The sequence below is a fragment of the Bradyrhizobium sp. SOJA106 genome, assembly GCF_059448745.1.
Genome location: NZ_CM182549.1, coordinates 7,674,192 through 7,697,500 on the forward strand (window position 1 = coordinate 7,674,192; position 23,309 = coordinate 7,697,500).

The 23,309-nt window shown below is 64.1% G+C and carries 21 protein-coding genes (1 of these 21 only partly in view); 10 read left to right on the forward strand and 11 right to left on the reverse strand.

Annotated elements, in window-relative coordinates; all coding sequences use genetic code 11:
• Positions 1-57: 57 nt before the first annotated feature.
• From AC5V87_RS36195 to AC5V87_RS36230, 8 genes are all read right to left on the reverse strand, one after another.
• A complete protein-coding gene (locus AC5V87_RS36195; protein WP_495369314.1) occupies positions 58-756 on the reverse strand; it encodes a nitroreductase in 699 nt (232 codons plus the stop codon).
• A gap of 134 nt (positions 757-890) precedes the next feature.
• On the reverse strand, positions 891-2,135 hold the full coding sequence (locus tag AC5V87_RS36200) for an acyl-CoA dehydrogenase (RefSeq protein ID WP_495369315.1): 1,245 nt from the start codon (positions 2,133-2,135) through the stop codon (positions 891-893).
• Positions 2,136-2,251: 116 nt separating this feature from the next.
• Positions 2,252-3,496 (reverse strand): acyl-CoA dehydrogenase, encoded by a 1,245-nt coding sequence (locus tag AC5V87_RS36205; RefSeq protein ID WP_495369316.1) that lies wholly within the window; start codon positions 3,494-3,496, stop codon positions 2,252-2,254.
• Positions 3,497-3,643: 147 nt separating this feature from the next.
• Positions 3,644-4,771, reverse strand: a complete 1,128-nt coding sequence (locus AC5V87_RS36210; RefSeq protein ID WP_495372002.1) for an acyl-CoA dehydrogenase family protein — start codon at positions 4,769-4,771, stop codon at positions 3,644-3,646.
• Positions 4,772-4,921: 150 nt separating this feature from the next.
• Positions 4,922-6,793 carry an AMP-binding protein gene (locus AC5V87_RS36215; protein ID WP_495369317.1) on the reverse strand — a complete coding sequence of 624 codons (1,872 nt, stop codon included), beginning with the start codon at positions 6,791-6,793 and terminating at the stop codon, positions 4,922-4,924.
• Between the two features lie 43 nt (positions 6,794-6,836).
• Positions 6,837-7,643 carry an enoyl-CoA hydratase/isomerase family protein gene (locus tag AC5V87_RS36220; RefSeq protein ID WP_495369318.1) on the reverse strand — a complete coding sequence of 269 codons (807 nt, stop codon included), beginning with the start codon at positions 7,641-7,643 and terminating at the stop codon, positions 6,837-6,839.
• A 215-nt stretch (positions 7,644-7,858) separates the two neighbouring features.
• Positions 7,859-8,617 (reverse strand): SDR family NAD(P)-dependent oxidoreductase, encoded by a 759-nt coding sequence (locus tag AC5V87_RS36225; protein WP_128954145.1) that lies wholly within the window; start codon positions 8,615-8,617, stop codon positions 7,859-7,861.
• A gap of 67 nt (positions 8,618-8,684) precedes the next feature.
• Entirely contained in the window at positions 8,685-9,263 is a 579-nt protein-coding gene (locus AC5V87_RS36230) for a TetR family transcriptional regulator (RefSeq protein WP_456842385.1), read from the reverse strand.
• Positions 9,264-9,497: 234 nt separating this feature from the next.
• Between AC5V87_RS36230 and AC5V87_RS36235 the strand changes: the two genes are divergently transcribed.
• Both AC5V87_RS36235 and AC5V87_RS36240 read left to right on the forward strand, forming a co-directional pair.
• Positions 9,498-10,670 carry an acetyl-CoA C-acetyltransferase gene (locus tag AC5V87_RS36235; protein ID WP_456842384.1) on the forward strand — a complete coding sequence of 391 codons (1,173 nt, stop codon included), beginning with the start codon at positions 9,498-9,500 and terminating at the stop codon, positions 10,668-10,670.
• A gap of 156 nt (positions 10,671-10,826) precedes the next feature.
• Positions 10,827-12,371 carry an acyl-CoA synthetase gene (locus AC5V87_RS36240; protein ID WP_495369319.1) on the forward strand — a complete coding sequence of 515 codons (1,545 nt, stop codon included), beginning with the start codon at positions 10,827-10,829 and terminating at the stop codon, positions 12,369-12,371.
• Positions 12,372-12,374: 3 nt separating this feature from the next.
• Here AC5V87_RS36240 and AC5V87_RS36245 read toward each other — a convergent pair whose 3' ends face one another.
• The gene (locus AC5V87_RS36245) at positions 12,375-12,917 is read right to left on the reverse strand and encodes a methylated-DNA--[protein]-cysteine S-methyltransferase (protein ID WP_495369320.1); all 543 of its coding nucleotides are present in this window, start codon (positions 12,915-12,917) and stop codon (positions 12,375-12,377) included.
• Positions 12,918-13,057: 140 nt separating this feature from the next.
• Between AC5V87_RS36245 and AC5V87_RS36250 the strand changes: the two genes are divergently transcribed.
• The 7 genes from AC5V87_RS36250 (at position 13,058) to AC5V87_RS36280 (ending at position 20,249) form a co-directional block, all read left to right on the forward strand.
• Positions 13,058-13,876, forward strand: coding sequence for an alpha/beta fold hydrolase (locus AC5V87_RS36250; protein WP_495369321.1), 819 nt, complete (start codon positions 13,058-13,060; stop codon positions 13,874-13,876).
• Between the two features lie 2 nt (positions 13,877-13,878).
• Complete coding sequence (locus AC5V87_RS36255) at positions 13,879-14,691, forward strand: alpha/beta fold hydrolase (RefSeq protein WP_495369322.1); 813 nt, start codon at positions 13,879-13,881, stop codon at positions 14,689-14,691.
• 279 nt (positions 14,692-14,970) lie between these two features.
• Positions 14,971-15,648, forward strand: coding sequence for a GntR family transcriptional regulator (locus AC5V87_RS36260; RefSeq protein WP_495369323.1), 678 nt, complete (start codon positions 14,971-14,973; stop codon positions 15,646-15,648).
• A 121-nt stretch (positions 15,649-15,769) separates the two neighbouring features.
• Positions 15,770-16,570 carry a phytanoyl-CoA dioxygenase family protein gene (locus AC5V87_RS36265; RefSeq protein ID WP_495369324.1) on the forward strand — a complete coding sequence of 267 codons (801 nt, stop codon included), beginning with the start codon at positions 15,770-15,772 and terminating at the stop codon, positions 16,568-16,570.
• Positions 16,571-16,725: 155 nt separating this feature from the next.
• The gene (locus AC5V87_RS36270; RefSeq protein ID WP_495369325.1) at positions 16,726-18,039 is read left to right on the forward strand and encodes an NAD(P)H-dependent oxidoreductase; all 1,314 of its coding nucleotides are present in this window, start codon (positions 16,726-16,728) and stop codon (positions 18,037-18,039) included.
• A gap of 180 nt (positions 18,040-18,219) precedes the next feature.
• Positions 18,220-19,308: a TRAP transporter substrate-binding protein gene (locus AC5V87_RS36275; RefSeq protein ID WP_456842378.1), complete on the forward strand. Its 1,089-nt coding sequence runs from the start codon at positions 18,220-18,222 to the stop codon at positions 19,306-19,308.
• Positions 19,309-19,667: 359 nt separating this feature from the next.
• The gene (locus AC5V87_RS36280; protein ID WP_495369326.1) at positions 19,668-20,249 is read left to right on the forward strand and encodes a dienelactone hydrolase family protein; all 582 of its coding nucleotides are present in this window, start codon (positions 19,668-19,670) and stop codon (positions 20,247-20,249) included.
• 378 nt (positions 20,250-20,627) lie between these two features.
• On the opposite strand, the gene AC5V87_RS36285 is transcribed toward AC5V87_RS36280, so the two are convergent.
• A complete protein-coding gene (locus AC5V87_RS36285) occupies positions 20,628-21,224 on the reverse strand; it encodes a hypothetical protein (RefSeq protein WP_495369327.1) in 597 nt (198 codons plus the stop codon).
• A gap of 366 nt (positions 21,225-21,590) precedes the next feature.
• Here AC5V87_RS36285 and AC5V87_RS36290 point away from each other — a divergent pair, with 366 nt between their 5' ends.
• Positions 21,591-21,875 (forward strand): GFA family protein, encoded by a 285-nt coding sequence (locus AC5V87_RS36290; RefSeq protein ID WP_495369328.1) that lies wholly within the window; start codon positions 21,591-21,593, stop codon positions 21,873-21,875.
• A 209-nt stretch (positions 21,876-22,084) separates the two neighbouring features.
• Here AC5V87_RS36290 and ltrA read toward each other — a convergent pair whose 3' ends face one another.
• Positions 22,085-23,309, reverse strand: partial view of a group II intron reverse transcriptase/maturase gene (ltrA, locus tag AC5V87_RS36295; protein WP_456837647.1) — the 3' portion only. The gene runs 155 nt beyond the window's last position; the window shows 1,225 of its 1,380 coding nt (coding positions 156-1,380); its start codon lies off the right edge, out of view; the stop codon is at positions 22,085-22,087.

The window sequence follows — 23,309 nt, forward strand, 5'->3', positions numbered from 1 at the left end:
AGGCGGCCGTTTCTGCGGCCGCCTTTCCGCGCGTCCGCGCAGCGGATTGCCACCCGATCATTCCTCGACGAATGTCACCGTGTCCGCCACGCTCGCGCGCGAAGTGCGGTAGCTGTTGATCTTGTGGGCGCTGTCTGCGTAGCCGAACGAGATGCCGCAGACGACGCGGCGGTCGTCTGGCAGATTGAAATGGCGGCGGATCAGGCCGGAGTGGCGCGCCAGCGCCGCCTGCGGAATGGTGCCGAGCCCGAGCGCCTGCGCGGCCAGCATGAAGTTCGAGACATAAGCCCCGCAATCGATCGCGCCGTAGATGCCGAGCGGCTCGTTGGTGTGGATGATGGCCACATGCGGCGCGCCGAAGAAATTGTAGTTTTCCAGCGCCTGCTTTGCGTAAGCCATCTTGTCGCCGCGGGCGATACCGAGTGTGTTGTAGAGCTGGAAGCCGCTCTCGCGGCGGCGCTCCAGATAGACCCCGACATATTCGCGCGGCGGAGTGAAATCGTAGTCGTCGCCGAGGCCTTTTGAGGCCTCCGCGTAGATCGCCTTGCGAAAGCGCTCCTTGGCCTCGCCGCTGGCGATGATGACCTGCCAGGGCTGGCTGTTGCACCAGGACGCGGTACGCTGCGCCGTTGTCAAGACATGCTCGATGGTGGCGCGGTCGACTTCCCTGGAGAGGAAAGCGCGGACGGAGTAGCGCTCGTTGAGGAGCTCTTCGAGCACGCCGATGCGGTCGTTTTGTTTCACCTGTGCGTCCATGGATCAGCTCGCGCTCTTCTCGGGTGGGCAAAGGCGCACCGCGCCCTGCCCACGGACAGACTTACTCCGGCGCATCTGGATATGGTGAGCACGCTTCGCTTTGCCCACCCTATGAGGTACCGCGGGAGGTAACATCACCGCCCCTTGGTCGGGATCTTGTTGTACGGCACGTCCTTGTCGACGCGGATGTCGCCGGGCAGGCCCAGCACGCGCTCCGCGATGATGTTGCGCAATATCTCGTCAGTGCCGCCGGCAATGCGCATCGACGGCGAGGACAACAGCATCTGCTGGAACTGACCCTGCACCGTCTCCTCGTCGGTGCCGGTGAGGACGCCGGCCGCGCCTTGCAAGTCCATGGCGTAGGTCGCGATGTCCTGCAGCATCATGCCCGACACCAGCTTGCCGATCGAATTCTCCGGCCCCGGCCGCTCGCCCTTCGAGAGGGCCGAGATCGTACGGTAGCTGGTGTATTTCAGCCCGCTCGATTTCGCCGCCCAGCTTGCGAGCTTCGAGCGCACGGCGGGATCATCGATCGCGAGACCATCATCCAGCATCAGGTCCGAGCAGAACTCGAACATCTCAGGGACACCGGTCGCAAGCCGCGCGCCGATCGACATGCGCTCGTTCATCAGCGTCGTCAGCGACACGCTCCAGCCCTCGCCGACGGCGCCGAGACGCTGGCTGTCCGGAATGACGACGTCGGTGAAATAGACCTCGTTGAACTCCTGCATGCCGTTGGCCTGCTTGATCGGCCGCACCTCGACGCCCGGACTCTTCATGTCCAGGAAGAACATCGTGAGGCCCTTGTGCTTGGGCACATTCGGGTCGGTGCGCGCGATCAACAGGCCATAGTCGGAATAATGCGCGCCGGAGGTCCAGATCTTCTGGCCGTTGACGACCCAATTGTCGCCCTTCTTCTCCGCGCGGGTGCGGAGCCCTGCGACGTCGGAGCCGGCGGACGGCTCGGAGAACAGCTGGCACCAGATCTCCTCGCCTGAGGCGAGTTTTGGCAAATAGCGGCGCTTGGCCTCCTCGCTGCCGAACGCCATCACGGTCGGGCCGCACATGCCCTCACCGATCTGGAACGGCTGCGTCAGCTTGCCGTAGACGCCCTCTTCCTGCTGCCAGATCACGCGCTCGATCGGCGTGGCGCCACGGCCGCCATATTCCTTCGGCCAGTGCAGGCAGGCCCAATTGCCCTCGAATTTCTTCTTCTGCCAGGCCTTGCCGACATCGACGATGTCGTGCTTGGCAAGCCGGATGCGCCCGAGCGAGGATTTTGACAGCTCGGCATGCAGCTCCTTCGGCGCATTGGCCTCGACCCATCTGCGCGCGGTCTCGCGGAAGGCGGCTTCCTGCGGGGTGTCGTCGAAATTCATGGCGGCCTCTCTCTTCCTGTCGTGCCGGGGCGCCCGAAGGGCGAACCCGGAATCCAGAGGTTAGTTGCTCATTTCGAGATTCCGGGTTCGGCCTTCGAGCCGCCCCGGAATGACGGTTAATTCCTTCCCTTGGTCGGGATCTTGTTGAACGGCACGTCCTTGTCGATCCGGATGTCGCCGGGCAGGCCCAGCACCCGCTCGGCGATGATGTTGCGCATGATCTCGTCGGTGCCGCCTTCGACGCGGGTGCCCGGCGCGCGCAGCAGCATCGCCTGGAAGCGGCCGGCGAGCTCGGCATCCTCGCCGCTGAGGACGCCGGCGGCGCCCTGCAGATCCAGTGCGTAGGTCGCGACGTCCTGGATCATCGAGCCCGCCACCAACTTGCCGATGGAGTTTTCGGGCCCCGGCCGCTCGCCTTTCGACAGCGCCGAGATCGCGCGCATGCTGGTGTATTTCAGCCCGCTCGCCTTCACCGCCCAGTTGGCGAGTTTCGAGCGCACCGCGCGATCCTCGATCGCCGGGCCGTGGTCGAGCATCAGATTGGAGCAATATTCGAACAGCTCGGGGAAGCCGGTCGACACGGCCGCACCGATCGCGCTGCGCTCGTTCATCAGCGTGGTCAGCGAGACGTTCCAGCCGTCGCCGACCTCGCCGAGGCGTTGATGATCGGGAATGCGGACATTGGTGAAATAGACCTCGTTGAAGTCGGACGCGCCGCTCGCCTGCTTGATCGGCCGCACCTCGACGCCAGGGCTCTTCATGTCGAGGAAAAACATGGTGAGGCCCTTGTGCTTGGGCACGGTCGGATCGGTACGGGTCAGGAGGATGCCGTAATCGGAGTAGTGCGCGCCCGAGGTCCAGATCTTCTGGCCGTTGATGATCCAGTCGTCGCCATCCTTCTCCGCGCGCGTTCGAAGCCCTGCGACATCCGAGCCGCCGGCAGGCTCGGAGAATAGCTGACACCAGACCTTTTCGCCGGAGGCAAGCGGCGGCAAATAAGTGCGCTTATGCTCCTCGCGCGCAAACGCCATCATGGTCGGCCCGCACATGCCGTGACCGATGATGAACATGCGCGACAGCTGGCCGAACGGCCCCTCTTCCTGCTGCCAGATCACGCGCTCGATCGGCGAGGCGCCACGACCGCCATATTCCTTCGGCCAGTGCAGGCAGGCCCAGCCGGCGTCGGCCTTCTTCTTCTGCCAGGCTTTTGCGACCTCGAGAATGTCAGCGTTCTTGAGCACAGTGCGGCCGAGCGAAGATTTGCGCAGCTCGTCCTCGTACTGCTTCGGCGCATTGGCTCCGATCCAGGCGCGCGCGGTGGCGCGGAACTGGGCCTCCTGCGGGGTGTCATCGAAGTTCATGGGTCTCTTTCTCTCTTCCGTCATTCCGGCGCGATGCGAAGCATCGAACTATGATGCGCAATTGCGCATCAGGGAATCCAGAGGTTATCGACTCATCTCGAGATCCCGGGTTCGCGCTTCGCGCGCCCCGGAATGACGACAAGGAGTCTACGCCGCGTTCTTCTTCCGCATGCGGTCGATCAGTTGGTCTTCCCAATAGGACAGGCTGCCCAAGCCCAACGCCATGGCGTTGGCGCGGCGGTAGTACATGTGGCAGTCGAACTCCCAGGTGAAGCCCATGCCGCCGTGAACCTGGATGTTGTTCTTGGCGCAGTGCTGGAAGGCCTGCGTCGCGCTGATGCGCGCGGCGGCGGCGGCTTCCGGCAACTCGGCCGCGTTGGTCGAGAGCGCCCAGGCGCCGTAATAGCTGTTGGAGCGCGCCAGCGTCGCCGAGACGTACATATCGGCGAGCATGTGCTTGATCGCCTGGAACGAGCCGATCTGGCGGCCGAAGGCGATGCGGTCGAGCGCGTAGTCGCGGCCCATCTCCAGCGCGCGGTCGGCACCACCGACCTGCTCGAAGGCGCAGAGCACCGCGGCGCGGTCGAGCAGCTGAGTCAAAATGCTCCAGCCTTCACCGGCAGCACCGACCGGTTCGGCTTTGCAGTCTTTGAAAATGATCTCCGCCTGCCCGCGAGTCGGATCGAGATTGGTCAGGCTCTTCACCTCGACGCCGCTGGCCTTGAGATCGACGAGGAACAGCGAGATGTCGCCCTCACGCCCGCTCGATCCCGTACGCGCGGCAACCACCGCGAAGTCGGCGATCGCGCCGTCGGCCACCGGCTTCTTGACACCGTTGAGCACGCCGTTCGCGGCCGTCAGCTTGACGTTCTTCGGCGCCGGATTGCCTTTACCCTCGAACAGCGCCAGCGTGCCGATCGCGTCGCCCGAGGCGATCGCGGGCAGCCACTCCTTCTTTTGCGCGTCGTTGCCGGCGATCAGCAGCGCTTCAGCGGCAAGGTACACGGTCGAAGAGAACGGCACCGGCGCATTCGCCCGCCCCATTTCCTCCGCGATCACGCAGAGCTCGAGATGACCGGCGCCCGCGCCGCCGAATTCCTCGGGGATCGCGACGCCGAGAAAACCCATCTCGGCGAGCCCCTTCCACAGCTCCTTGTCGTAGGGCGCCTTGCCGTCGAGCACGACTCGCACGGCCTTCGGCGAGCATTTTTCGGCAAGGAATTTGCGCGCCTGATCGCGAAGCTGCTTCTGGTCGTCGGAGAAGTCGAAGTTCATGGCCGGCTGCCCTTTCACTTGCTGTGATTCCTAGGCGACGCGGAGCGCCGAACCCGGAATCTCGATTTAGTCATCTCTGGATTCTCAGGTGCGCAATTGCGCACCATAGTTCGCGCTACCCAGTCCCGGAATGACGAATTCACTCCGCACTCATCGCAGCACGATCACATCCTGGTCCGGCTGGTCCGCATAGAGCCGCTCCACCAGGGCCGCGCGGCGTTCCAGGCCGGCGCGCTGGTTGATGTAGCCCTTGTCGGTGAGCTCGTTGCCGTCGATCGAGGGCGGCTCGGCCATCAGCATGGCGCGGGCGATGACGCGGCTGCTGGCGCCCGCGCATTCCCTGTTGTGTGCTTCGAGACCACGCTTAAAGCAGGCGATCACTTCGGGGTGCTTCACCGCGTCCTCGAAGCTGAGGTCGGGATTGCCCACGAGCTGGCGGCACGCATGCAGATTGGGCCAGGCGAGCAAACCAATGGAGCATTGGTCCTGCCCAGCGACCAGCGCATCATGCACGACGGGTGTCGCCGCAGCGATCGCATCGGTACGCAGCGAGCCGACATGCACGAACGTGCCCGTTGTGAGTTTGAAGTCCTCGACCACGCGGCCGGCGAAGATGATGCCCTTCACCGGATCGGCATCGTCGACGAAGATGCCGGCATCGCCGATGCGGTAAAAGCCTTCCTCGTCGAACATCTTCTTGGTCAGGTCCGGCTGGCCGAAATAGCCGGGCGTGACGTTGACGCCGCGCACACGCAGCTCGTATTTCGGGCCGCACGGCACCATCTTCAGTTCGACGCCGGGAAACGGCAGGCCGATCAAGCCGACGCGTTCGGTGTCCCAATAGGTGCCGGTCGAGGTCGGCGCGGTCTCGGTCGAGCCCCAGCCGGTGTAGAACACGATGCGCTCGCCGGTGGCCTTCACGGCGAGGGTCTGCATGCGGTCGTAGAGATCGTCGGGCAGCCGCGCGCCGCCATAGGCCATGATCGACAGGTTCTTGAAAAACGACCGGCAGAGCGAATCGTCCTTCTCCATCGCCGCCGCCAGCGCGGCATAGCCAGCGGGCACGTTGGCGTAATAGGTGGGCGAGATCTCGCGCAGATTCCGGATGGTCTCCTCGAGCTGGCCTGGCATCGGGCGGCCGTCATCGATATACAGCGTGCCGCCATCAACCAGCACCGGATGGAAAGCGGCGTTGCCGCCCATGGTGTGATTCCACGGCATCCAGTCGAGCACGACCGGCAGCGGGCCGCCCGGGAGGCGCGGTCGCACCTGCATCATCATCGCCGCATTGGCGCACATCATGCGCTGCGTGTTGATGACGGCCTTGGGCATGCCGGTCGAGCCGGATGTGAACAGCAGCTTGCCGACGGTATCGGGCGTGATCTTCGCGATCGAGTCCTCGACATCCCTGGTCACCGGCGTCGCCCCGAGCTCGGCGAAGCTGACGCTCTTGATGCCGTCGCAGGGCCGCGCGACGTGAACGACGGTGAGGCCGGCGAGATCGAGTGCCTTTAGCGCCTTCTCGAAAGTCGGGCCGTCCTGCACCATCACGACGGCCGGCTTGATCAGGTCGAACAGGTACTTCAGCTTGACGTGATCGTGGCTCATCAGTGAATAGGCCGGCGACACCGGCGCCGCCGGGACGCGCGCCTGCATCGCGGCCTGCGTCATCAGCGCGTGCTCGATCGAGTTGCCGGAGAGGATCGCGACCGGGCGTCCGCCCAACTTGAGATCGAGCAGCGCCTGCGTCAGCGCGTCGACGGTGCGCTTGGCCTCGCCATAGGAGACCTTGCGCCATTCGCGGTTCGCTCCGCCGCGCTGCGCGAGCCAGATGCGCTCGGGCGCTTCCCTGGCCCATTTCGCCAGCGACGCCGGGATGTGCGTCTCGTAAGGCTGCAGCGGAATGCGCGACTTCAGCACGACGGTGCCGTCGGCGCGGCGCTCGACATCGATGTCGCGCTTGAGCCACTCGACCTTGCGAAAGGCGGGCTTCGTCATCACCGCCGCCGCACTTCCACTCATTTTGCGTCTCCCGGAATTATAGTCCTTTGCGGATCTTCGTCGTTCAGCGCTTGATATAGACAGGCTTTCGCTTCTCAAGGAAGGCCCTGATGCCTTCCGAAAATTCTTCGGAACGGCTGCACAGGACCTGGTTGCGATCCTCCATCGCGATCGCCGCCTCCAGCGATCCCGCATCGACGCTCATATTGAGACATTCTTTCGACAGGCGCAGCCCCACGGGCGAGGCCATCATCATGGCATCGACATAAGGCTCGGCCGCTGCATCGAGCTTGTCCTCGTCGACGACCTCCGAGACGAGCCCGACCGCGAGCGCGCGCTCGGCGCCGACGAAGCGTCCGGTGAGGATCAGCTCGGACGCGACGGAAACGCCGACGAGCCGCGGCAAAAAATAGCTGGTGCCGATGTCGCAGCCGCCAAGGCCAAGCTTGATGAAAGCGCAGTTCATTCGCGCCGATTTCGTCGCGATGCGGATGTCGGAGGCGAGCGCCAGCGCAAAGCCGCCGCCGGCCGCGGCGCCCTGCAGCAGCGAGATGATCGGCTGCGGGCAGCGCCGCATCAGCATCACGATGTCGGCGATGCGCCGCTGCGAGTCCAATGACTCGGTAACACCGGGCGGCTCCTGCTGCCCGGCCCGGCGCGCCATCGCGGCCTTGAGGTCGAGGCCGGCGCAGAAATTCTTACCGGCGCCCTTGAACACCACGACGCGCGTGTCGCGATTGCGCTGCAGGCCCTGGAAATAGGAATTGAGCGCATCGATCAGCGCCGGATCGAGCGCGTTGAGACGGTCAGGACGATTGAGCGTCACCCGGTCGACGCCGTCGTCGTGCTCGATCAGCAGCGGTTGGGACATGGGGCCTCGCACTTTCTTGCCACACGGAGACCGTCTCTCACCCTCCCCTGGAGGGGGAGGGTCGGCTCACATTGCGCGCAGCGAAATGTGAGCCGGTGTGGGGTGACGGTCTCTCCACTTGAGATGCTGCCCGTCTGGAGAGATCACCCCACCCCGCTCGCGCTTCGCGCAATCGACCCTCGCCCTCCAGGGGAGGGTAAGGAGCGGCAACCGCCCTACCGCGGCGCCATGCGGATGGCGCCGTCGAGCCGGATGGTCTCGCCGTTCAGCATCGCATTCTCCACGATGTGCACCGCCAGCGCGCCGTATTCCTTGGCATCGCCGAGGCGCGAGGGATGCGGCACCTGGGCGCCCAGGCTCTTGCGGGCTTCTTCGTTGAGGCCCATCAGCAGTGGCGTGAAGAACAGGCCGGGCGCGATGGTGTTGACGCGGATCTTCTGGCTGGCGAGGTCGCGCGCGGCCGGCAAGGTCAGGCCAACAACGCCGCCCTTCGACGCCGAATAGGCGATCTGGCCGATCTGGCCTTCGTAAGCGGCAACGGAGGCGGTGTTGATGATGACGCCGCGCTCCTCACCGACCGGCTCGATGGTGACCAGGCGCTCGGCGAACAGCCGCAGGCAGTTGAAGGTGCCGATCAGATTGACGTTGATGATGCGTGCGAACTTTTCGAGGGGATAGACGCCGTCGCGGCCGACGATGCGCTGCGAGCCGCCGATGCCGGCGCAGTTCATCAGCACGCGGGCAACGCCGTGCGCGGCTTCCGCTTTGGCGATCGCGGCCTTGATCTGCTCCTCGCTGGTGACGTCGGCGTGCAGCGCGACGCCCTTCACTTCGGCGGCGACCTTCTCGGCGTTCTCCTTGTTCTGGTCGATCACGCCGATCTTGGCGCCCTTGGCCGCCATGGCGCGGGCGGTCGCTTCACCGAGACCCGAGCCCCCACCGGTGATGAGAACGGCTACGTCTTTCAATTCCATCGCTTGTACCTTTCCTCTACCTTTTCCTTGGGCGTTTCTTCTCTGGACTCTGAGAGTGATGGCCGGATTATCCGGCAGCAGCGGCTTTCTCGGCTTGCGCGAGGATACCGCCGCAGATCAGCGTTTCCATGTGCTTGATGTATTGCCGGCAGACGTCGTCGGTGACCGGGCCGACGCCGGTCGCGCGAGACATCGCATGCCGGCCGAAGAACAGGTGATCGCAGGCGCCGATCAAGCTGGTGTAGAACAGCACCGGATCGGTGACGCGGAATTCGCCGCTCGTCTCGCCTTCGGCGAGCAGGCGGCGGTGGAAATCCAGCAGCGGCGCCACGAAGAACTTCGAAACTTCGTCGGCGGAGCCGGCGGCGCTCTCATGCAGCAGATAGTGGATCAGTCGGTTCATGTACGGGAACCGGTAATAGGCGCGGATGATGCCGGCGATATGCAGCTTCAGCTTTGCCGTCGGCGTGATCGGCTGCGCCAGGAGATATTCCAGGTTGGACAGCTCGGTGGCGGCGTTGCGCTCGAGCAGCGCCAGCAAGAGGCCGTCCTTATTACCGAAATGATATTTCACCAATGCGGCGTTGGCGCCCGATTTCTGGGCGATGTCGGAGAGTGAGATCTCGATCGAGGAGCGTTCGATCATCAGCTCGCTCGCGGCCACGAGCAATTTCTCTGCCGTGGAATTTTTCCCGCTCGGAAGCCTGTTCGGTACGCTGTTCGTCACGGAGATCCCTGTTCTCGCGCGTGAAGCCGGCCGCAGATAAGCCGATGCAGCGCCTCTTCACAAGAGTTAATTGATCGATTGACTAAACGATATCCCACCCCTTAAATCCGTTCCCGACAACAACCCAAATCAAGAATCCAGGGAGAAACCGACATGGCCGAGGCTTACATCGTCGCCGCCGCACGTACCGCGGGCGGGCGCAAGGGGGGCCGCCTCGCCGGCTGGCATCCGGCCGATCTCGCCGCAAAGGTGCTGGACGAGCTGGTCGATCGCACCAAGGTCGATCCCGCCCTGGTCGAGGACGTGATCATGGGCTGCGTGATGCAGGTCGGCGAGCAGTCCAATAACATTGCGCGCAACGCGATCATGGCGTCAAAGCTGCCGGAGAGCGTGCCGGGCACCTCGATCGACCGCCAGTGCGGCTCCTCGCAGCAGGCGCTGCACTTCGCGGCGCAGGCCGTGATGTCCGGCACGATGGACGTAGTCATCGCGGCGGGCGTGGAATCGATGACGCGGGTGCCGATGGGCCTGTCCTCGCAGCTCGCCGCCAAGAACGGCTTTGGCCACTACAAGAGCCCGGGCATCGAGGCGAAGTATCCGAACATCGTGTTCAGCCAGTTCACCGGCGCCGAGATGATGGCCGAGAAGTACGGCCTGTCGAAGGATGACCTCGACGAATATTCGTACCAGAGCCATCAGCGCGCGATCGCAGCGACGCAGGCCGGCCATTTCAAGAAGGAGATCGTGCCGATCGAGATCACCCGCGCCGACGGCAGCAAGGACACCCATCACGTCGACGAAGGCATCCGCTTCGACGTCACCCTCGACGGCATCAAGGGCGTCAAGCTGATTGCCGAGAATGGCAAGCTGACTGCGGCCAGCGCCAGCCAGATCTGCGACGGCGCCTCCGGCGTGATGGTCGTGAACGAGCGCGGCCTCAAGCAGCTCGGCGCCACGCCGCTGGCGCGCATCCATCACATGACCATGACCGGCGGCGATCCCGTCATCATGCTCGATGCTCCCCTGCACGCCACCAAGAAGGCGCTGGAGAAGGCCGGCATGACGATCGACGACATCGACTTGTTTGAGGTCAACGAGGCGTTCGCCTCAGTGCCGACCAGCTGGCTCAAGACCACCGGCGCCGATCCGGCGCGCCTCAACGTCAATGGCGGTGCCATCGCGCTCGGGCATCCGCTCGGCGGCTCCGGCACCAAGCTGATGACGACGCTGGTTCACGCCCTGCACCAGCGCGGCAAGCGCTATGGCCTGCAGACCATGTGCGAAGGCGGCGGCATGGCCAACGTGACGATCGTCGAGCGGCTGTAGGCTGCTCTCGTGTCCCGGACGCGCTGCAGCGTGCAACGCTGCTGCGCAGAGCCGGGACCCATGCCCCACAGTGGACCCCGGATCAGCAGCGCACCACTTCATGCTGCGCTGCGTCCGGGGAACGTCATATCCATTTGCCGGTCTTGAAGCAGCCCCATGACCCATCCGTCCATCCATGCCCGCACGACTCCCGACAAGATCGCCTATCAGATGGCCGGCACCGGCAAGGCGATCACCTATCGCGAGCTCGACGAGCTCTCCAACCAGGGCGCTCAGCTGTTTCGCTCGCTCGGCCTCAAGGCCGGCGACCACATCGCGCTGCTGATGGAAAACCGCCTCGCCTTCATGGAGATCTGCTGGGCGGCACAACGCAGCGGGCTCTATTACACCGCGATCAGCCGTTATCTGAAGCAGGACGAGATCGACTACATCATTGGCGATTGCGGCGCCAAGGTCGTGATCACCACGCCGAAATGCGCCGACCAGATCAAGGGCCTGATCGAGGGGACGCCGAACGAGCCGGTCTTCTACATGATGGACGAGCCCCTACCCGGCTTCCGCTCTTACGACAAGGAAGCAGCCGCGCAGCCGATCACGCCGGTTGCGGACGAGGTCGCCGGCTACGATATGCTGTATTCGTCCGGCACGACCGGACGGCCGAAAGGCGTCAAGAAGGCGTTTGAAGGCAAGGCGATCGACGCGCCGAATCCGCTGCTGAAGGTGCTCTGCGCCGACATGTGCGGCATGAACGCCGAGAGCATCTACCTCTCGCCAGCGCCGCTCTATCACGCTGCGCCCCTGCGCTTCAACATGATGGCAATCGTGCTTGGCGGCACCTCCCTCATCATGGAGCATTTTGACGCGGAAGAGTTCTTGAAGCTGGTCGAGAGATACAAGGTCACCCAATCGCAGCTGGTGCCGACCATGTTCGTGCGCATGCTGAAGCTGCCGGACGAGGTTCGCACCAGATACAATGTCTCGACGCTGAAGGGCGCGATCCACGCCGCCGCGCCTTGCCCCGTCGACGTCAAGGCCAAGATGATCGACTGGTGGGGCCCGATCCTAATCGAGTATTACGCAGGCTCGGAAGGCAACGGCGTCACCGTGTGCAACTCGAAAGAATGGCTTGAGCATCGCGGCAGCGTCGGCCGCGCCGTGGTCGGCAAGATCAAGATCCTGGACGAGAACGACGAGGAGCAGCCAACCGGCGAGATCGGCACGGTCTATTTCGCCGACGCGCCCGCCTTCACCTATCACAACGATCCCGAGAAGACGAAGAAGGCCTATAACGCCAAGGGCTGGTCGACGCTCGGCGACGTCGGCTATCTCGACAAGGACGGCTTTCTGTTCCTCACCGACCGCAAGTCCTACATGATCATCTCCGGCGGCGTGAACGTTTACCCGCAGGAGACCGAGGACGTGCTCATCACCCATCCCGAGGTGGCCGACGTCGCCGTGTTCGGCGTGCCGAACGAGGAGATGGGCGAAGAGGTGAAGGCGGTGGTGCAGCCGCACGACATGACGCGCGCCGGCAAGGAGCTCGAGGCCGACCTGATCGCCTACTGCAAAAGCCGCCTCTCCACGATCAAATGCCCGCGCTCGATCGATTTCGAAGCCGAGCTGCCGCGCACGCCCACGGGCAAGCTGGTGAAGCGGCACTTGCGCGATCGGTATTGGCCGAAGACGGCGGCGAAGATTTAAGCCTCAATCAAACAAACTCGGCGTGTGGTTCACCAGCGCGCCTTCGATCTCGAGCATCTTAAGCTTCGTCACCACGCCGCCATTCGCCGAGAAGCCGCCGGGCTTGTTGCCGGCCGCCAGCACGCGATGGCAGGGCACGACGATTGGGCACGGGTTGCGGCCGAGCGCCTGACCGACATCGCGCGAGAGCTGGACGCCGCCGAGCTGTTTTGCGATGTCGCCATAGGTGATGGTCTTGCCGGGCGGAATCGCGCGGGCGATCTCGTAGACGCCGCGGTTGAATTCGGGCACGCCATCGAGATCGAGCGGAATATCGGTGAGATCGTCGGGCTCGCCCGCGAGCAGTTTTGTCATGCGGTCGATCGCCTGTTGCACCTCGGCGGTGGGCTCGGCTTGGCTGGCGTCAGGATGGCGCTGGCTGATGCGGGTGCGGATCTTCTGCTCGCCGCCCATTGGCAATTGCGTGCCGTTGATGCCGCGTGGCCCCCAGGCGATGGCACAGAGGCCGATCCTTGTGTCGAACAGGGCAAAATGCTGGCCGGTCATGGCTTGGTTCCTGGCTTGCGTCCTTGTCGCAGGCCCCCACTTTCATCTCTCGCCAAATCTAGGCTTGGAAATAGTTGCGATCCACCCGGTTTCCGGGAATCTTGCACAGGAGTTCCGCCGTCCCCTTTCGCGAGCCCCGAATGCAAAGCCTCCACGTCAACGGATACGACATGCCCTATCTGGACGTGGGCGAAGACAAGGGCCGCGCGCCGCTGGTCTGCGTGCATGGATCGCTGAATGACTTCCGCGTCTGGGGTTGCGTGCTCCGGCCGCTGACGCAGCGGCACCGGGTGATCGCCGTCAGCTTGCGGCACTTCTTTCCCGATCGATGGGACGGCATCGGCGACACCTATTCGATTGCCCAGCATGTCCAAGACGTCATCGCCTTTATCGAGAAACTCGATCTCGGCCCGGTCGATTTGATGGGCCATTCCCGTGGCGGGCACATCTGCTTTCGCGTGGCGCAGCGGCGGCCGGACCTGCTCCGGCGGCTGGTCCTGGCTGAACCCGGCGGCGAGCTCGATGCGAGCCTCGACCCGGACTATGTTGGCGGTCCCTCGCCGCTGCTGGCGCGCTTCACGGCTTCGGCGGAGAAGATCGCAGCGGGCGATGTCGACGGCGGGCTCGCGGTGTTCGTCGACGCGCTGGAGGGCGCCGGCACCTGGGCGCGGCTGCCGGCGATGGTGAAGCAGAACCTTCGCGACAATGCCTACACCCTGATCGGGCAGGTCCGCGACAATCGCCCGCCCTTCTCGAAGGCGGATGCGAAATCGATTCTGATGCCGACGCTGTTCATCCTGGGCGCGCGGACCAAGGGTCTGCTGCCGAAGGTGCTGCATGCGCTGGCCGCGCATGTGCCCTATTCCAAGACGGCGATCATCCCGAATGCGACCCACCCGATGTTCGAGCAGGCGCCGCAGAAATACTCCGAAATCGTCCTGGATTTTCTGGCGAGCTGATCATGCAGAGCTTTCGCGTCAACGGTTACGACATGGCCTATCTCGAAGTCGGCCAAGGCCGTCCGCTGGTCTGCGTGCACGGCACGTTAGGCGATTTCCGAACCTGGTATTCGGTGCTCGGGCCGCTGTCGAAGAAGCATCGGGTGATCTCGGTGAGCCTGCGGCATTTCTTTCCCGAGCATTGGGACGCCGTCGGCGACGACTACAAGATGGCGCAGCATGTTGCCGACACCATCGCGCTCATTGAGCAAGTCAAACCCGGACCGGTCGATCTGATGGGCCATTCGCGCGGCGGCCATATCGCGTTTCGCGTGGCGCAAGCGCGGCCTGATCTGTTGCGAAAGCTGGTGCTCGCCGAGCCCGGCGGCGATCTCGATGCCAGCCTGCCGCTGCCGGAGGGCACGCCCGCGCATCCGCCGCTCGCTGCGAAGACGATACGCTCGGCCGAGATGATCCGCGCCGGCGACATCGAGGGCGCGCTGCAAAATTTCTATGAAGGCATCGAGGGCGACGGCTCCTGGCGTCGCGTGCCGGCGGCCGCAAAACAGCAGCTACGCGACAACGCGCTGACCTTCCTCGGCCAGATCAACGAGCAGCGCCAGCCCTACACGCTCAGCGACGCGCAGGCGATCAGGACGCCGACACTGCTGATCGGCGGCGGCGCAACCACGGGGAGCCTGTCCGTGATCTGGCGTGTGCTGTCCGAGCACATTGCAGGCGCCCAGGCGGCGGTGATCCCCAATGCCGGCCACTGGATGTTCGAGCAGGCGCCGCTGGAGTTCGGCGAGGTGGTGAACAGGTTTCTGTCGGACTGAGCGCTCATCCTCGGCGACCAGCTGCGCATCGCGCTGCGTGTCGCGTTCAGCGGCGACCGTATTGCCGCGATCGAGGCTCTGGCCGATGCGGAGCGGATTGCGGCGCTCGACGTGGAGGTGCTGGAACCCTGAACCGGCTCACTGCCGCGAAAACAACCCCATGCACAGTAGACCACTCCCAATAAAATCAACGGTTTAGGACACCATTGACGCCGTCCTCTCCCCTGGAGTACATTGGAATACGGAATTCCGTATTCCCTTTTGCTCGGAGCTGCCGGCGTGATCCCTCTCGACCCGCTCCCGAACCTGATCGACCAGGTCTATGCCCGGATCCTGGAGGCGATCTCCGACCGCACGCTTCAACCTGGCCAGCGCATCCGTCAGAACGAGCTCGCCGACAAGCTCGGCGTCTCGCGCCAGCCGGTGTCCCATGCGCTGCATCTGCTGCACCGGCAGGGCCTCGTTGCCGAGAGCGGCAAGCGCGGCTTTGAAGTCACGCAGCTCGATCCCTCCCGCATCCGCCAGCTCTACGAGGTGCGCGGCGCCATCGACGCGCTCGCCGCGCGGCTCGCGGCGGAGCGCGCAGGCACCGACGCGGCGGGACGCGCGCGGCTGGACGCGGCGCTCGCAGCCGGACGGAGCATCGACCGCAACACGCCGCTCGCCGAGCTCATCTCGCTCGACGTCGAGTTTCACCGCGCCATCTATCAGCTCGCCGGCAATCCCGTGATCGAGGAGACCATTGCGCCGCAATGGCCGCATATGCGCCGCTCGATGGCGACGGTGCTGTCGGAGCTCGACTATCGCGGCAGCGCCTGGGCCGAGCATGCCGACATCGCAAAACACATTCTCGCGGGCGAGGCGAAGGCCGCCGAGTGTGCGGCGCTGGCGCATGCGCAGACGGCGGGTCGGATGACTGAGGAGAGATTGCGGGCGACGGACGAGGCGGCGGCGTAGCTATCTGCGCGCCGTCATTCCGGGCGCGCGAAAGCGCGACCCGGAATCTCGAGGTTTCCGGGTTCGGTCCTACGGACCGCCCCGGAACGACAACAAAAATCAATTCAACAGGAGGACGACCATGAAACTGTCTCAGGAGCAATTGGAGTTCTTCCACCGCGAGGGCTGGCTGTTTCTCCCCGAGCTCTTCAGCCAGGAAGAGGTCGACCTGCTCGCGCGGGAGGCCGTCGGTATCTACGACGCCAACCGGCCCGAGATCTGGCGCGAGAAGAGCGGCGCGCCGCGCACGGCCTTTGCCGCGCATCTCTACAACGAGGCGTTCGGAATCCTCGGCGCACATCCGCGCATGATCGAGCCGGTCGAGCAGGTGTTCGGCGAGCCCGTCTACATGCACCAGTTCAAGATCAACGCGAAATCGGCCTTCACCGGCGACGTCTGGCAGTGGCACCAGGATTACGGCACCTGGAAGCGCGACGACGGCATGCCGGAGCCGCGAGCCATGAACATCGCGATCTTCCTCGACGAGGTGATGCCGATCAACGGCCCCCTGATGCTGGTGCCGCGCAGCCAGAATGCCGGCGATCTCGAAGCTTCGCACGACCTCGCCACCACTTCCTATCCGCTATGGACGCTGGACGAGGACACCGTGACGCGTCTCGTCAAGCAGGGCGGCATCGTCGCGCCCACCGGCAAGCCCGGCGGCATGCTGATGTTCCACGGCAATCTCGTGCATGGCTCGAGTGGCAACATCACCCCCTACCCGCGCAAGATCGTGTACCTGACGCTGAACGCGGTCTCGAACTACATCCGCACACCGACGCGACCGGAGTACATCGCGCATCGCGATTTCACGCCGATCAAGACAGTGGACGACGATGCGCTGCTGCGGCTGGCACGGGCGCCGCGGCAGGCGGCGGAGTAAACAGGTCTCGTGCCCCGGACGCAGCGCAGCACGTCAGTGATGCGCTGCTGAGCCGGGGCCCAGGCCACGCAGATAGTTTTTCTTTGGGTCCCGGCTCTGCGGAGCGGCACTTGGCGCCGCACCGCGTCCGGGACACGATAATTGATCGGTACCCCATGAACCTCTTCCGCCTCCTCCAGGCCCGCGCGGCCGCCGGCAAACCCGTCCGTGTCGCGCTGATCGGCGCCGGCAAATTCGGCTCGATGTTTCTGGCGCAGGTGCCGCACACGCCGGGGCTGGAAGTCCCCATCATCGTCGATATCGACCGCGAGCGCGCGCGCGAGGCATGCCGCACCGTCGGCTGGGATGCCGAGCGCATCGTCAGGACCGTCTTCACCGATGACGGCGCCCGCGCCATTGCCGGCGGTGCAATGGATGTGGTGGTAGAAGCGACCGGCAATCCCGCGATCGGCATCAAGCATGCGCGCGCCGCGATCGCGGCGGGCAAGCATGTCGTGATGGTCAACGTCGAGGCCGACGTGCTGGCGGGGCCCTTGCTTGCCGAGGAAGCGCGGAAAGCCGGTGTCGTCTATTCGCTCGCGTATGGCGACCAGCCGGCGCTGACAGCGGAGATGGTCGACTGGGCCCGCGCCACCGGCTTTCACGTCGTTGCCGCGGGCAAAGGCACGAAATACCTGCCCGCCTATCACGATGTCACGCCTGATGGCGTCTGGCAGCATTACGGCCTCACCGCCGGCGAGGCGCAGTCGGCCGGCATGAATCCGCAGATGTTCAACTCCTTCCTCGACGGCACCAAATCGGCGATCGAGATGGCCGCGATCGCCAACGCCTGCGGGCTCGACGTGCCCTCAGGCGGCCTGCTGTTTCCGCCCTGCGGCGTCGACGACCTGCCGCATGTCATGCGGCCCAGCGACAAGGGCGGCGTGCTGGAAAGCTCCGGCGTGGTGGAGGTGGTATCGTCGCTCGAGCGCGACGGCCGGCCGGTGTTTCGCGATCTGCGCTGGGGCGTCTATGTCGTGCTGGAGGCGCCGAACGACTATGCGGCGGATTGTTTCAGGCAATACGGCCTGAAGACCGATACCAGCGGGCGGTACGCTGCCATGTACAAGCCCTATCATCTGATCGGGCTCGAGCTGAACATCTCGATCCTGTCGGCTGCGCTGCGCAATGAGCCGACCGGGCAGCCCTACGGCTTCCGCGGCGACGTCGCGGCGGTCGCCAAGCGTGTCTTGCGCGCCGGCGAGATGCTGGACGGCGAAGGCGGCTACACGGTGTGGGGCAAGCTGGTGCCGGCGGCCGCCAGCCTGAGGGCCGGCGCGCTGCCGATCGGCCTCGCGCATCGGGTGAAGCTGAGGCGTGACGTCGCGCATGGCGCGGTGGTGCGCTGGAGCGACGTGGAGTTCGACGCGAACAACGAGACGGTGAAGGTTCGAAAGGCGATGGAAGCGGCGTTCGCAGCGCAACATTGAACGGCCGTGCCGGGACACGACCAAAGAGCGCTTGCTTTGCGCACCCCCTTTGGCCATCCTGATCGCGATCCGGAAAACCAAGATTTCGGACACAACGTCGGCTGCCCGGCGAAGACCAAAGCGGCACCAAGATCGCGATCCCTCGTCGAGGACTCGACAGCAGAGAGAGAGGGGAAGCGCATGGAACGTCGTAAATTCCTGACGGCGGGCGGATTGGGCCTTGCCGCGAGTGCTGTTGCCGCACCAGCCGTTGCACAATCGATGCCGGAGGTCAGATGGCGACTCGCCGCGAGCTGGCCGAAGGCGCTCGACACGCTCTATGGCGGCTGCGAATATTTCTGCAAGCGCGTCGCCGAGGTCACGGACAACAGATTCCAGATCCAACCGTTCGCGTCCGGAGAGATCGTCCCGGGGCTGCAGGTGCTGGATGCGGTGTCCAACGGCACCGTCGAGATGGGCAACACCGCGCTGTATTACTACTGGGGCAAGAATCCCGCCTTCACCTTCGGCACGGCACTGCCGTTCGGTCTCAACACGCGCCAGCACATCTCCTGGCTGCAATGGGGCGGCGGACAGGATCTGCTCAACGCCCTCTTGAAGGAACACAACGCGATCGGCATTCCAACCGGCTCGACCGGCGCTCAGATGGGCGGCTGGTTCCGGAAGGAGATCAAGTCGATGGCCGATCTGCAAGGCCTGAAATTCCGCGTCGGCGGCTTCGCCGGCACGATCATCGCCAAGGTCGGCGGCGTGCCGCAGCAAATCGCGGGCGGCGACATCTATCCGGCGCTGGAGAAGGGCACCATCGATGCCGCCGAATGGGTCGGCCCTTATGACGACGAGAAGCTCGGCTTCGTGAAGGTGGCGAAGTTCTATTATTATCCGGGCTGGTGGGAAGGCACCGGCCAGGGCCACAACATCATGAACCTGGACAAGTGGAACGCGCTGCCGAAGCACTACCAGGCCGCGATCGAGTGCGCCTCGCGCGACACCTTCACCTGGGTGACGGGCAAGTATGATGCGGTCAACCCGCCGGCGCTGAAGCGGCTGCTGGTCGCCGGCGCGGTCCTCAAACCCTTCCCGCAGGAAGTGCTGGAGGGCTGCTACAGCGCTGCGAACGAGATCTACGCCGATCTCTCCAAGAGCAACCCGCATTTCGGCAAGATGCATGCGAGCCTCGCCGCCTACCGCAACGAGTCGCTGGCCTGGATGCAGGTCGCGGAGCTGAGCTTCGACAGCTTCATGATGCGGATGCGGACGAGGACGTAGTCGCGCCCCGCTGCAAGCAGCGAAGCGACGAAAGCCCCGGAGATCACTCCGGGGCCTTTTGCCTTTCAGAAGGCGTCGAACGTTCGAGCTGGCGCATGATGGCCAAGACGTAAACTGGCCAGACATGACGGCCGAGGCGTGATGGCCGAGAGCCGAGCCGCAAACCGTCGCCCCCGCGCGCGTGACTCGATCGATGGACCGAGGTTCACATCTCCTCTGCGCGAGAGGCGATGCGAGCTCTGGACGCACATCACCTCAACTGAAATTCATTTGCACGGCAACGTGCGCACGTTGCCGACAGCGAGACGATGCGTTAGCAGATTGAACGATCCGCTTGCTCATCCCGTTTGGAGCTCCGCATGGCCGAGGTCCTGCTGTTTCACCACGCGCAGGGGTTGACCCAGGGGGTGCGCGCGTTTGCGGATGATTTGCGGGCGGGCGGCCATACCGTGCATACGCTGGACCTATTCGACGGACGCATTTTTCATAGCATCGAGGAGGGTCTCGCCTACATCGGCGAGATCGGGTTCGACCAAATGCGCGAGCGCGGCGTCCACGTCGCCGACGAACTGCCGTCCGAGCTGGTGTATGCGGGGTTCTCGTTCGGTGTGCTGCCGGCGCAGAAGCTTGCGCAGACACGGCCCGGGGCCCTCGGAGCCCTGCTCTTCTGCTCTTGCCTGCCGATCAGCGGGCAATGGGCTTTCGGTCCTTGGCCGGACGGCGTCCCTGTGCAAATTCACGGTATGGACAACGATCCGATCTTCGTCGGCGACGGCGACATCGACGCGGCCCGCGAGATTGTGGAGAAGGTCGAGGGCGCGGAGCTTTTCTTGTATCGCGGCGATCAACACTTTCTCGCCGACCGCTCCCTACCGTCATACGAGCCGGATGCGGCCGCGCTGCTGACGGCCCGGGTGCTCGACTTTCTTGGTCGGGTCTGATGCCGGCGATCGTCCCGTCAGGAGGCAGGGCCATCGTATATGACTTGTTGCGGCAGTCTGCGCGCGCCTCGTCCTTCGAGACGGCGCTAAAGCGCGATGAGATCAGGATGAATCGTCATCGCGCTTTAGCTTGTTGTTTACGCATGATCTTTTCGGAAAACCGCTGCGCACTTTTCCGGATCATGCTTTAACGCCTCCTCAGGATGAGGCCAACCAGCGTCAGCGCCTTTGAAACCGTAACCACGCACTCCGCCCTCATACTGAGGAGCCCGCCTCAAGCGGGCGTCTCGAAGGATGGCCGCAGGGAAAAGCTCTCAAATGCGATAGCATGCGGGAAGAGAGGCGTGGCCCACGTAAGCAACCGAACGTATCGTCCATTCAGTTCTGATCGTCACCCAGCGCTGCGACCAGCTTGTCGTAGTACTTGCCGACCAGATCGATATTGCCCTTGTTCTCGACCTGCGGCGCCGGAGTCTTCAACGCTTCGTTGAGCTCGTCGAGGGCTTCCTTCTTGTCCTTGGCCGGCATCTTCTTGTCGGCCTGGATCTGCGCGATCTGCGCCTTGATGACGGCTTCGGTGCCGACATATTTCTTGGTGGCGGGATCGAAGCCGCCGAGCACCAGGCTGATATTGTCGACGACGTTGTTGTACTCGTCATAGCTGGCAAAGCCGTGCTTCTTGGCGACGCCGTCCAGCTGCCCCATCACCTTCTGGTCGGGCGCGGTGTTCTCGGGAAGCTTTTGCGTGATCGCGTCCATGTCCTTCTGCGCAGCGAGCACGCCTTCGAGCTGCTTTTCAGTCAGCGCGATCTGCTTCAGCGCAGGCGCCTGCTGCTGAGGCGGCGCAGCCTGTTGAGGGGGCGCAGCCTGCTGCTTGGCCTGCGCGTACGCGGCACCGGAGGAGGCAAGCGATGCTGCGGACACAAGGCACGCGACGCCGAAGGCGGTAAGGGCCGGACGAAGCAATGCTGGCATGGATGTCTCCTCCTGAGGGGGATGGTTGGTGTTGGTGGTGAAAGGTTTGACCGTGGCGGGTCTGGACCGCCGAAAGCTAGGGAACTCGAAATGAACTCCGCATGAACTCCAGGAGTCCCTGCTAGCGGCCGATCATGGCTGAATGATCACAACCTTGCGGAGGCTGCCGCGATCACCAAACATTGTTCTGCGATCAATCGATCGTTGTGCGGCCGGCTTGTCTCGCCGATGTTCGAATGCGCCTGAAAGAGAAAGAGACCAGCATGCCGGCCTATCGAGGCTCATCGCGGTAACGTTCAGCCTGGTGTCAGACATCATCGAACTCACGACTTGCGCTGTTCGTTATGCCGGCGGAAAAATGCGCTGATGACGAAGGTCCACGAGAGCGCGCTCACCATCGAGAGCGGTGAGGATCAGCTCGCGTGCTATGAATGGAATACAAAGCGCGCCAGGCACTTCTTCTGCTCACGCTGCGGCATCTACACGTTTCCCCGCAAGCGTGCCGCGCCCGATCATTTCGGGGCCAACGTATTTTGTCTCGAGGATTTCAATCCGGCCGCAGTGCCGGTACGCGCGACGGACGGCATCGGCATGTCGGTGGTCGATCCCAACGCAAGGCGCCAATGGTCAGGACCGCGCGATCCCGGCTAAAGCGCGATGAGATTGGGATGAACGTCGTCGCGCTTTAGGGTGTTGTTTGCGCATGATCTTTTCGGAAAACCGCTTCGCACTTTTCCGCATCATGCTTTCGCCGCAGCAGGCATTTGAAGACGACCGCACAATCGGGATAGGGGGAGTCTCGCGACTCCTCCCCTCCCACACCACCGTACATACGGGTCCGTATACGGCGGTTCGGCGGATTATGCAGGCCACTGTCCCGTGACGGAAGCCAAGCCGAGCGAAGCGAAGAAGCTGTTTGGCAGAGCAATGGCAAGCGCGGGGCTGTTCGCGAGCCGCCAAGGGCCATGCGGGGCGCCGGCAGTTTGCGCTGCCAGATCCCGGCCGACGCCACGGCGTCGCAGCTCGGCGAAGCGAGCGGGTCCATACTTCCATTGCTTCCAGACGACGGCGCGCAGCCGCCGCCTGATCCACCGGTCAAGCACGCGCAACACCGACGGGGTTTGGCAGAAGCCGAAGTAGCCGCGCCACCCGATCAGGTAGGCTGACAGCTCCTTGGTAATCTGCACGAGGCTTCGACCGCACGTGCGTCGCGTCAGCTCCAGAACTTTTACCTTGAAGCGGGCGAGCGCCTGCGGCGCGATGCGCCGTCGCGGTGGTTCACTTCCGCCGGTAAAGCTGAAGCCCAGGAACTTGCGAACGCTCGGTTTGGCGACCGCACTCTTGGCCTTGTTGATCTTGAGCTTGAGGTGCTTTTCGAGGAACCGTTCGAGGCCGGCCAACACCCGCTCGCCCGCCTTCTGACTGCGTACATAGATATTGCAGTCGTCGGCGTAGCGCACGAAGCGATGGCCGCGTTTCTCCAGTTCCTTGTCCAGCACATCCAGCATCAGGTTCGACAACAGCGGCGAGAGCGGTCCGCCTTGCGGCGTACCCTCCTCCGTCGGGCTGACCAGCCCTGCCTCCATCACACCCGCAGTCAAGAAGCCACGGATGAGCTTGAGGAGGCGCTTGTCAGCGACCCGTTTGGCAATGAGCCCCATCAGGATGTCGTGGTTGACCCGGTCGAAGAACTTTTCCAGATCGATGTCGACGACGACGGCGTAACCGGATGCGATGTAGGTCTGCGCCCGTTCCACCGCCTGATGCGCCGAGCGGGTCGGCCGGAAGCCGAAGCTCGCCTCGGAGAACGTTCCGTCCCAATCTGCCTGCAACACCTGCATCACCGCCTGCTGGATGAAGCGGTCGAGCACCGTCGGGATGCCGAGCGGCCGCAGGCCGCCCGACGCCTTCGGTATCTCCACCCGCCGCACCGGCTGTGGCTTATAGGTGCCGTCAAGCAACTGGGCGCGGATCGTGAGCCAGTGCTCCTTCAGATAGGCCGATAGCTCGCCGACGGTCATCCCATCGACGCCTGCCGCACCCTTGTTGCGCTTCACTTGCGCCAATGCTGCTTGCAGATTCTCA

What these genes read in the sequence shown, in the direction of transcription:
- AC5V87_RS36235 (WP_456842384.1), top strand. Translation starts at nt 9,498, where the DNA reads ATGGCCGAGGCTTACATCGTCGCCGCCGCACGTACCGCGGGCGGGCGC.
- AC5V87_RS36285 (WP_495369327.1), bottom strand. Translation starts at nt 21,224, where the DNA reads ATGCCAGCATTGCTTCGTCCGGCCCTTACCGCCTTCGGCGTCGCGTGC.
- AC5V87_RS36220 (WP_495369318.1), bottom strand. Translation starts at nt 7,643, where the DNA reads ATGTCCCAACCGCTGCTGATCGAGCACGACGACGGCGTCGACCGGGTG.
- AC5V87_RS36275 (WP_456842378.1), top strand. Translation starts at nt 18,220, where the DNA reads ATGGAACGTCGTAAATTCCTGACGGCGGGCGGATTGGGCCTTGCCGCG.
- AC5V87_RS36280 (WP_495369326.1), top strand. Translation starts at nt 19,668, where the DNA reads ATGGCCGAGGTCCTGCTGTTTCACCACGCGCAGGGGTTGACCCAGGGG.
- AC5V87_RS36250 (WP_495369321.1), top strand. Translation starts at nt 13,058, where the DNA reads ATGCAAAGCCTCCACGTCAACGGATACGACATGCCCTATCTGGACGTG.
- AC5V87_RS36195 (WP_495369314.1), bottom strand. Translation starts at nt 756, where the DNA reads ATGGACGCACAGGTGAAACAAAACGACCGCATCGGCGTGCTCGAAGAG.
- AC5V87_RS36255 (WP_495369322.1), top strand. Translation starts at nt 13,879, where the DNA reads ATGCAGAGCTTTCGCGTCAACGGTTACGACATGGCCTATCTCGAAGTC.
- AC5V87_RS36290 (WP_495369328.1), top strand. Translation starts at nt 21,591, where the DNA reads ATGACGAAGGTCCACGAGAGCGCGCTCACCATCGAGAGCGGTGAGGAT.
- AC5V87_RS36210 (WP_495372002.1), bottom strand. Translation starts at nt 4,771, where the DNA reads ATGAACTTCGACTTCTCCGACGACCAGAAGCAGCTTCGCGATCAGGCG.
- AC5V87_RS36240 (WP_495369319.1), top strand. Translation starts at nt 10,827, where the DNA reads ATGACCCATCCGTCCATCCATGCCCGCACGACTCCCGACAAGATCGCC.
- AC5V87_RS36245 (WP_495369320.1), bottom strand. Translation starts at nt 12,917, where the DNA reads ATGACCGGCCAGCATTTTGCCCTGTTCGACACAAGGATCGGCCTCTGT.
- AC5V87_RS36270 (WP_495369325.1), top strand. Translation starts at nt 16,726, where the DNA reads ATGAACCTCTTCCGCCTCCTCCAGGCCCGCGCGGCCGCCGGCAAACCC.
- AC5V87_RS36265 (WP_495369324.1), top strand. Translation starts at nt 15,770, where the DNA reads ATGAAACTGTCTCAGGAGCAATTGGAGTTCTTCCACCGCGAGGGCTGG.
- AC5V87_RS36230 (WP_456842385.1), bottom strand. Translation starts at nt 9,263, where the DNA reads ATGATCGAACGCTCCTCGATCGAGATCTCACTCTCCGACATCGCCCAG.
- AC5V87_RS36200 (WP_495369315.1), bottom strand. Translation starts at nt 2,135, where the DNA reads ATGAATTTCGACGACACCCCGCAGGAAGCCGCCTTCCGCGAGACCGCG.
- AC5V87_RS36225 (WP_128954145.1), bottom strand. Translation starts at nt 8,617, where the DNA reads ATGGAATTGAAAGACGTAGCCGTTCTCATCACCGGTGGGGGCTCGGGT.
- AC5V87_RS36215 (WP_495369317.1), bottom strand. Translation starts at nt 6,793, where the DNA reads ATGAGTGGAAGTGCGGCGGCGGTGATGACGAAGCCCGCCTTTCGCAAG.
- AC5V87_RS36205 (WP_495369316.1), bottom strand. Translation starts at nt 3,496, where the DNA reads ATGAACTTCGATGACACCCCGCAGGAGGCCCAGTTCCGCGCCACCGCG.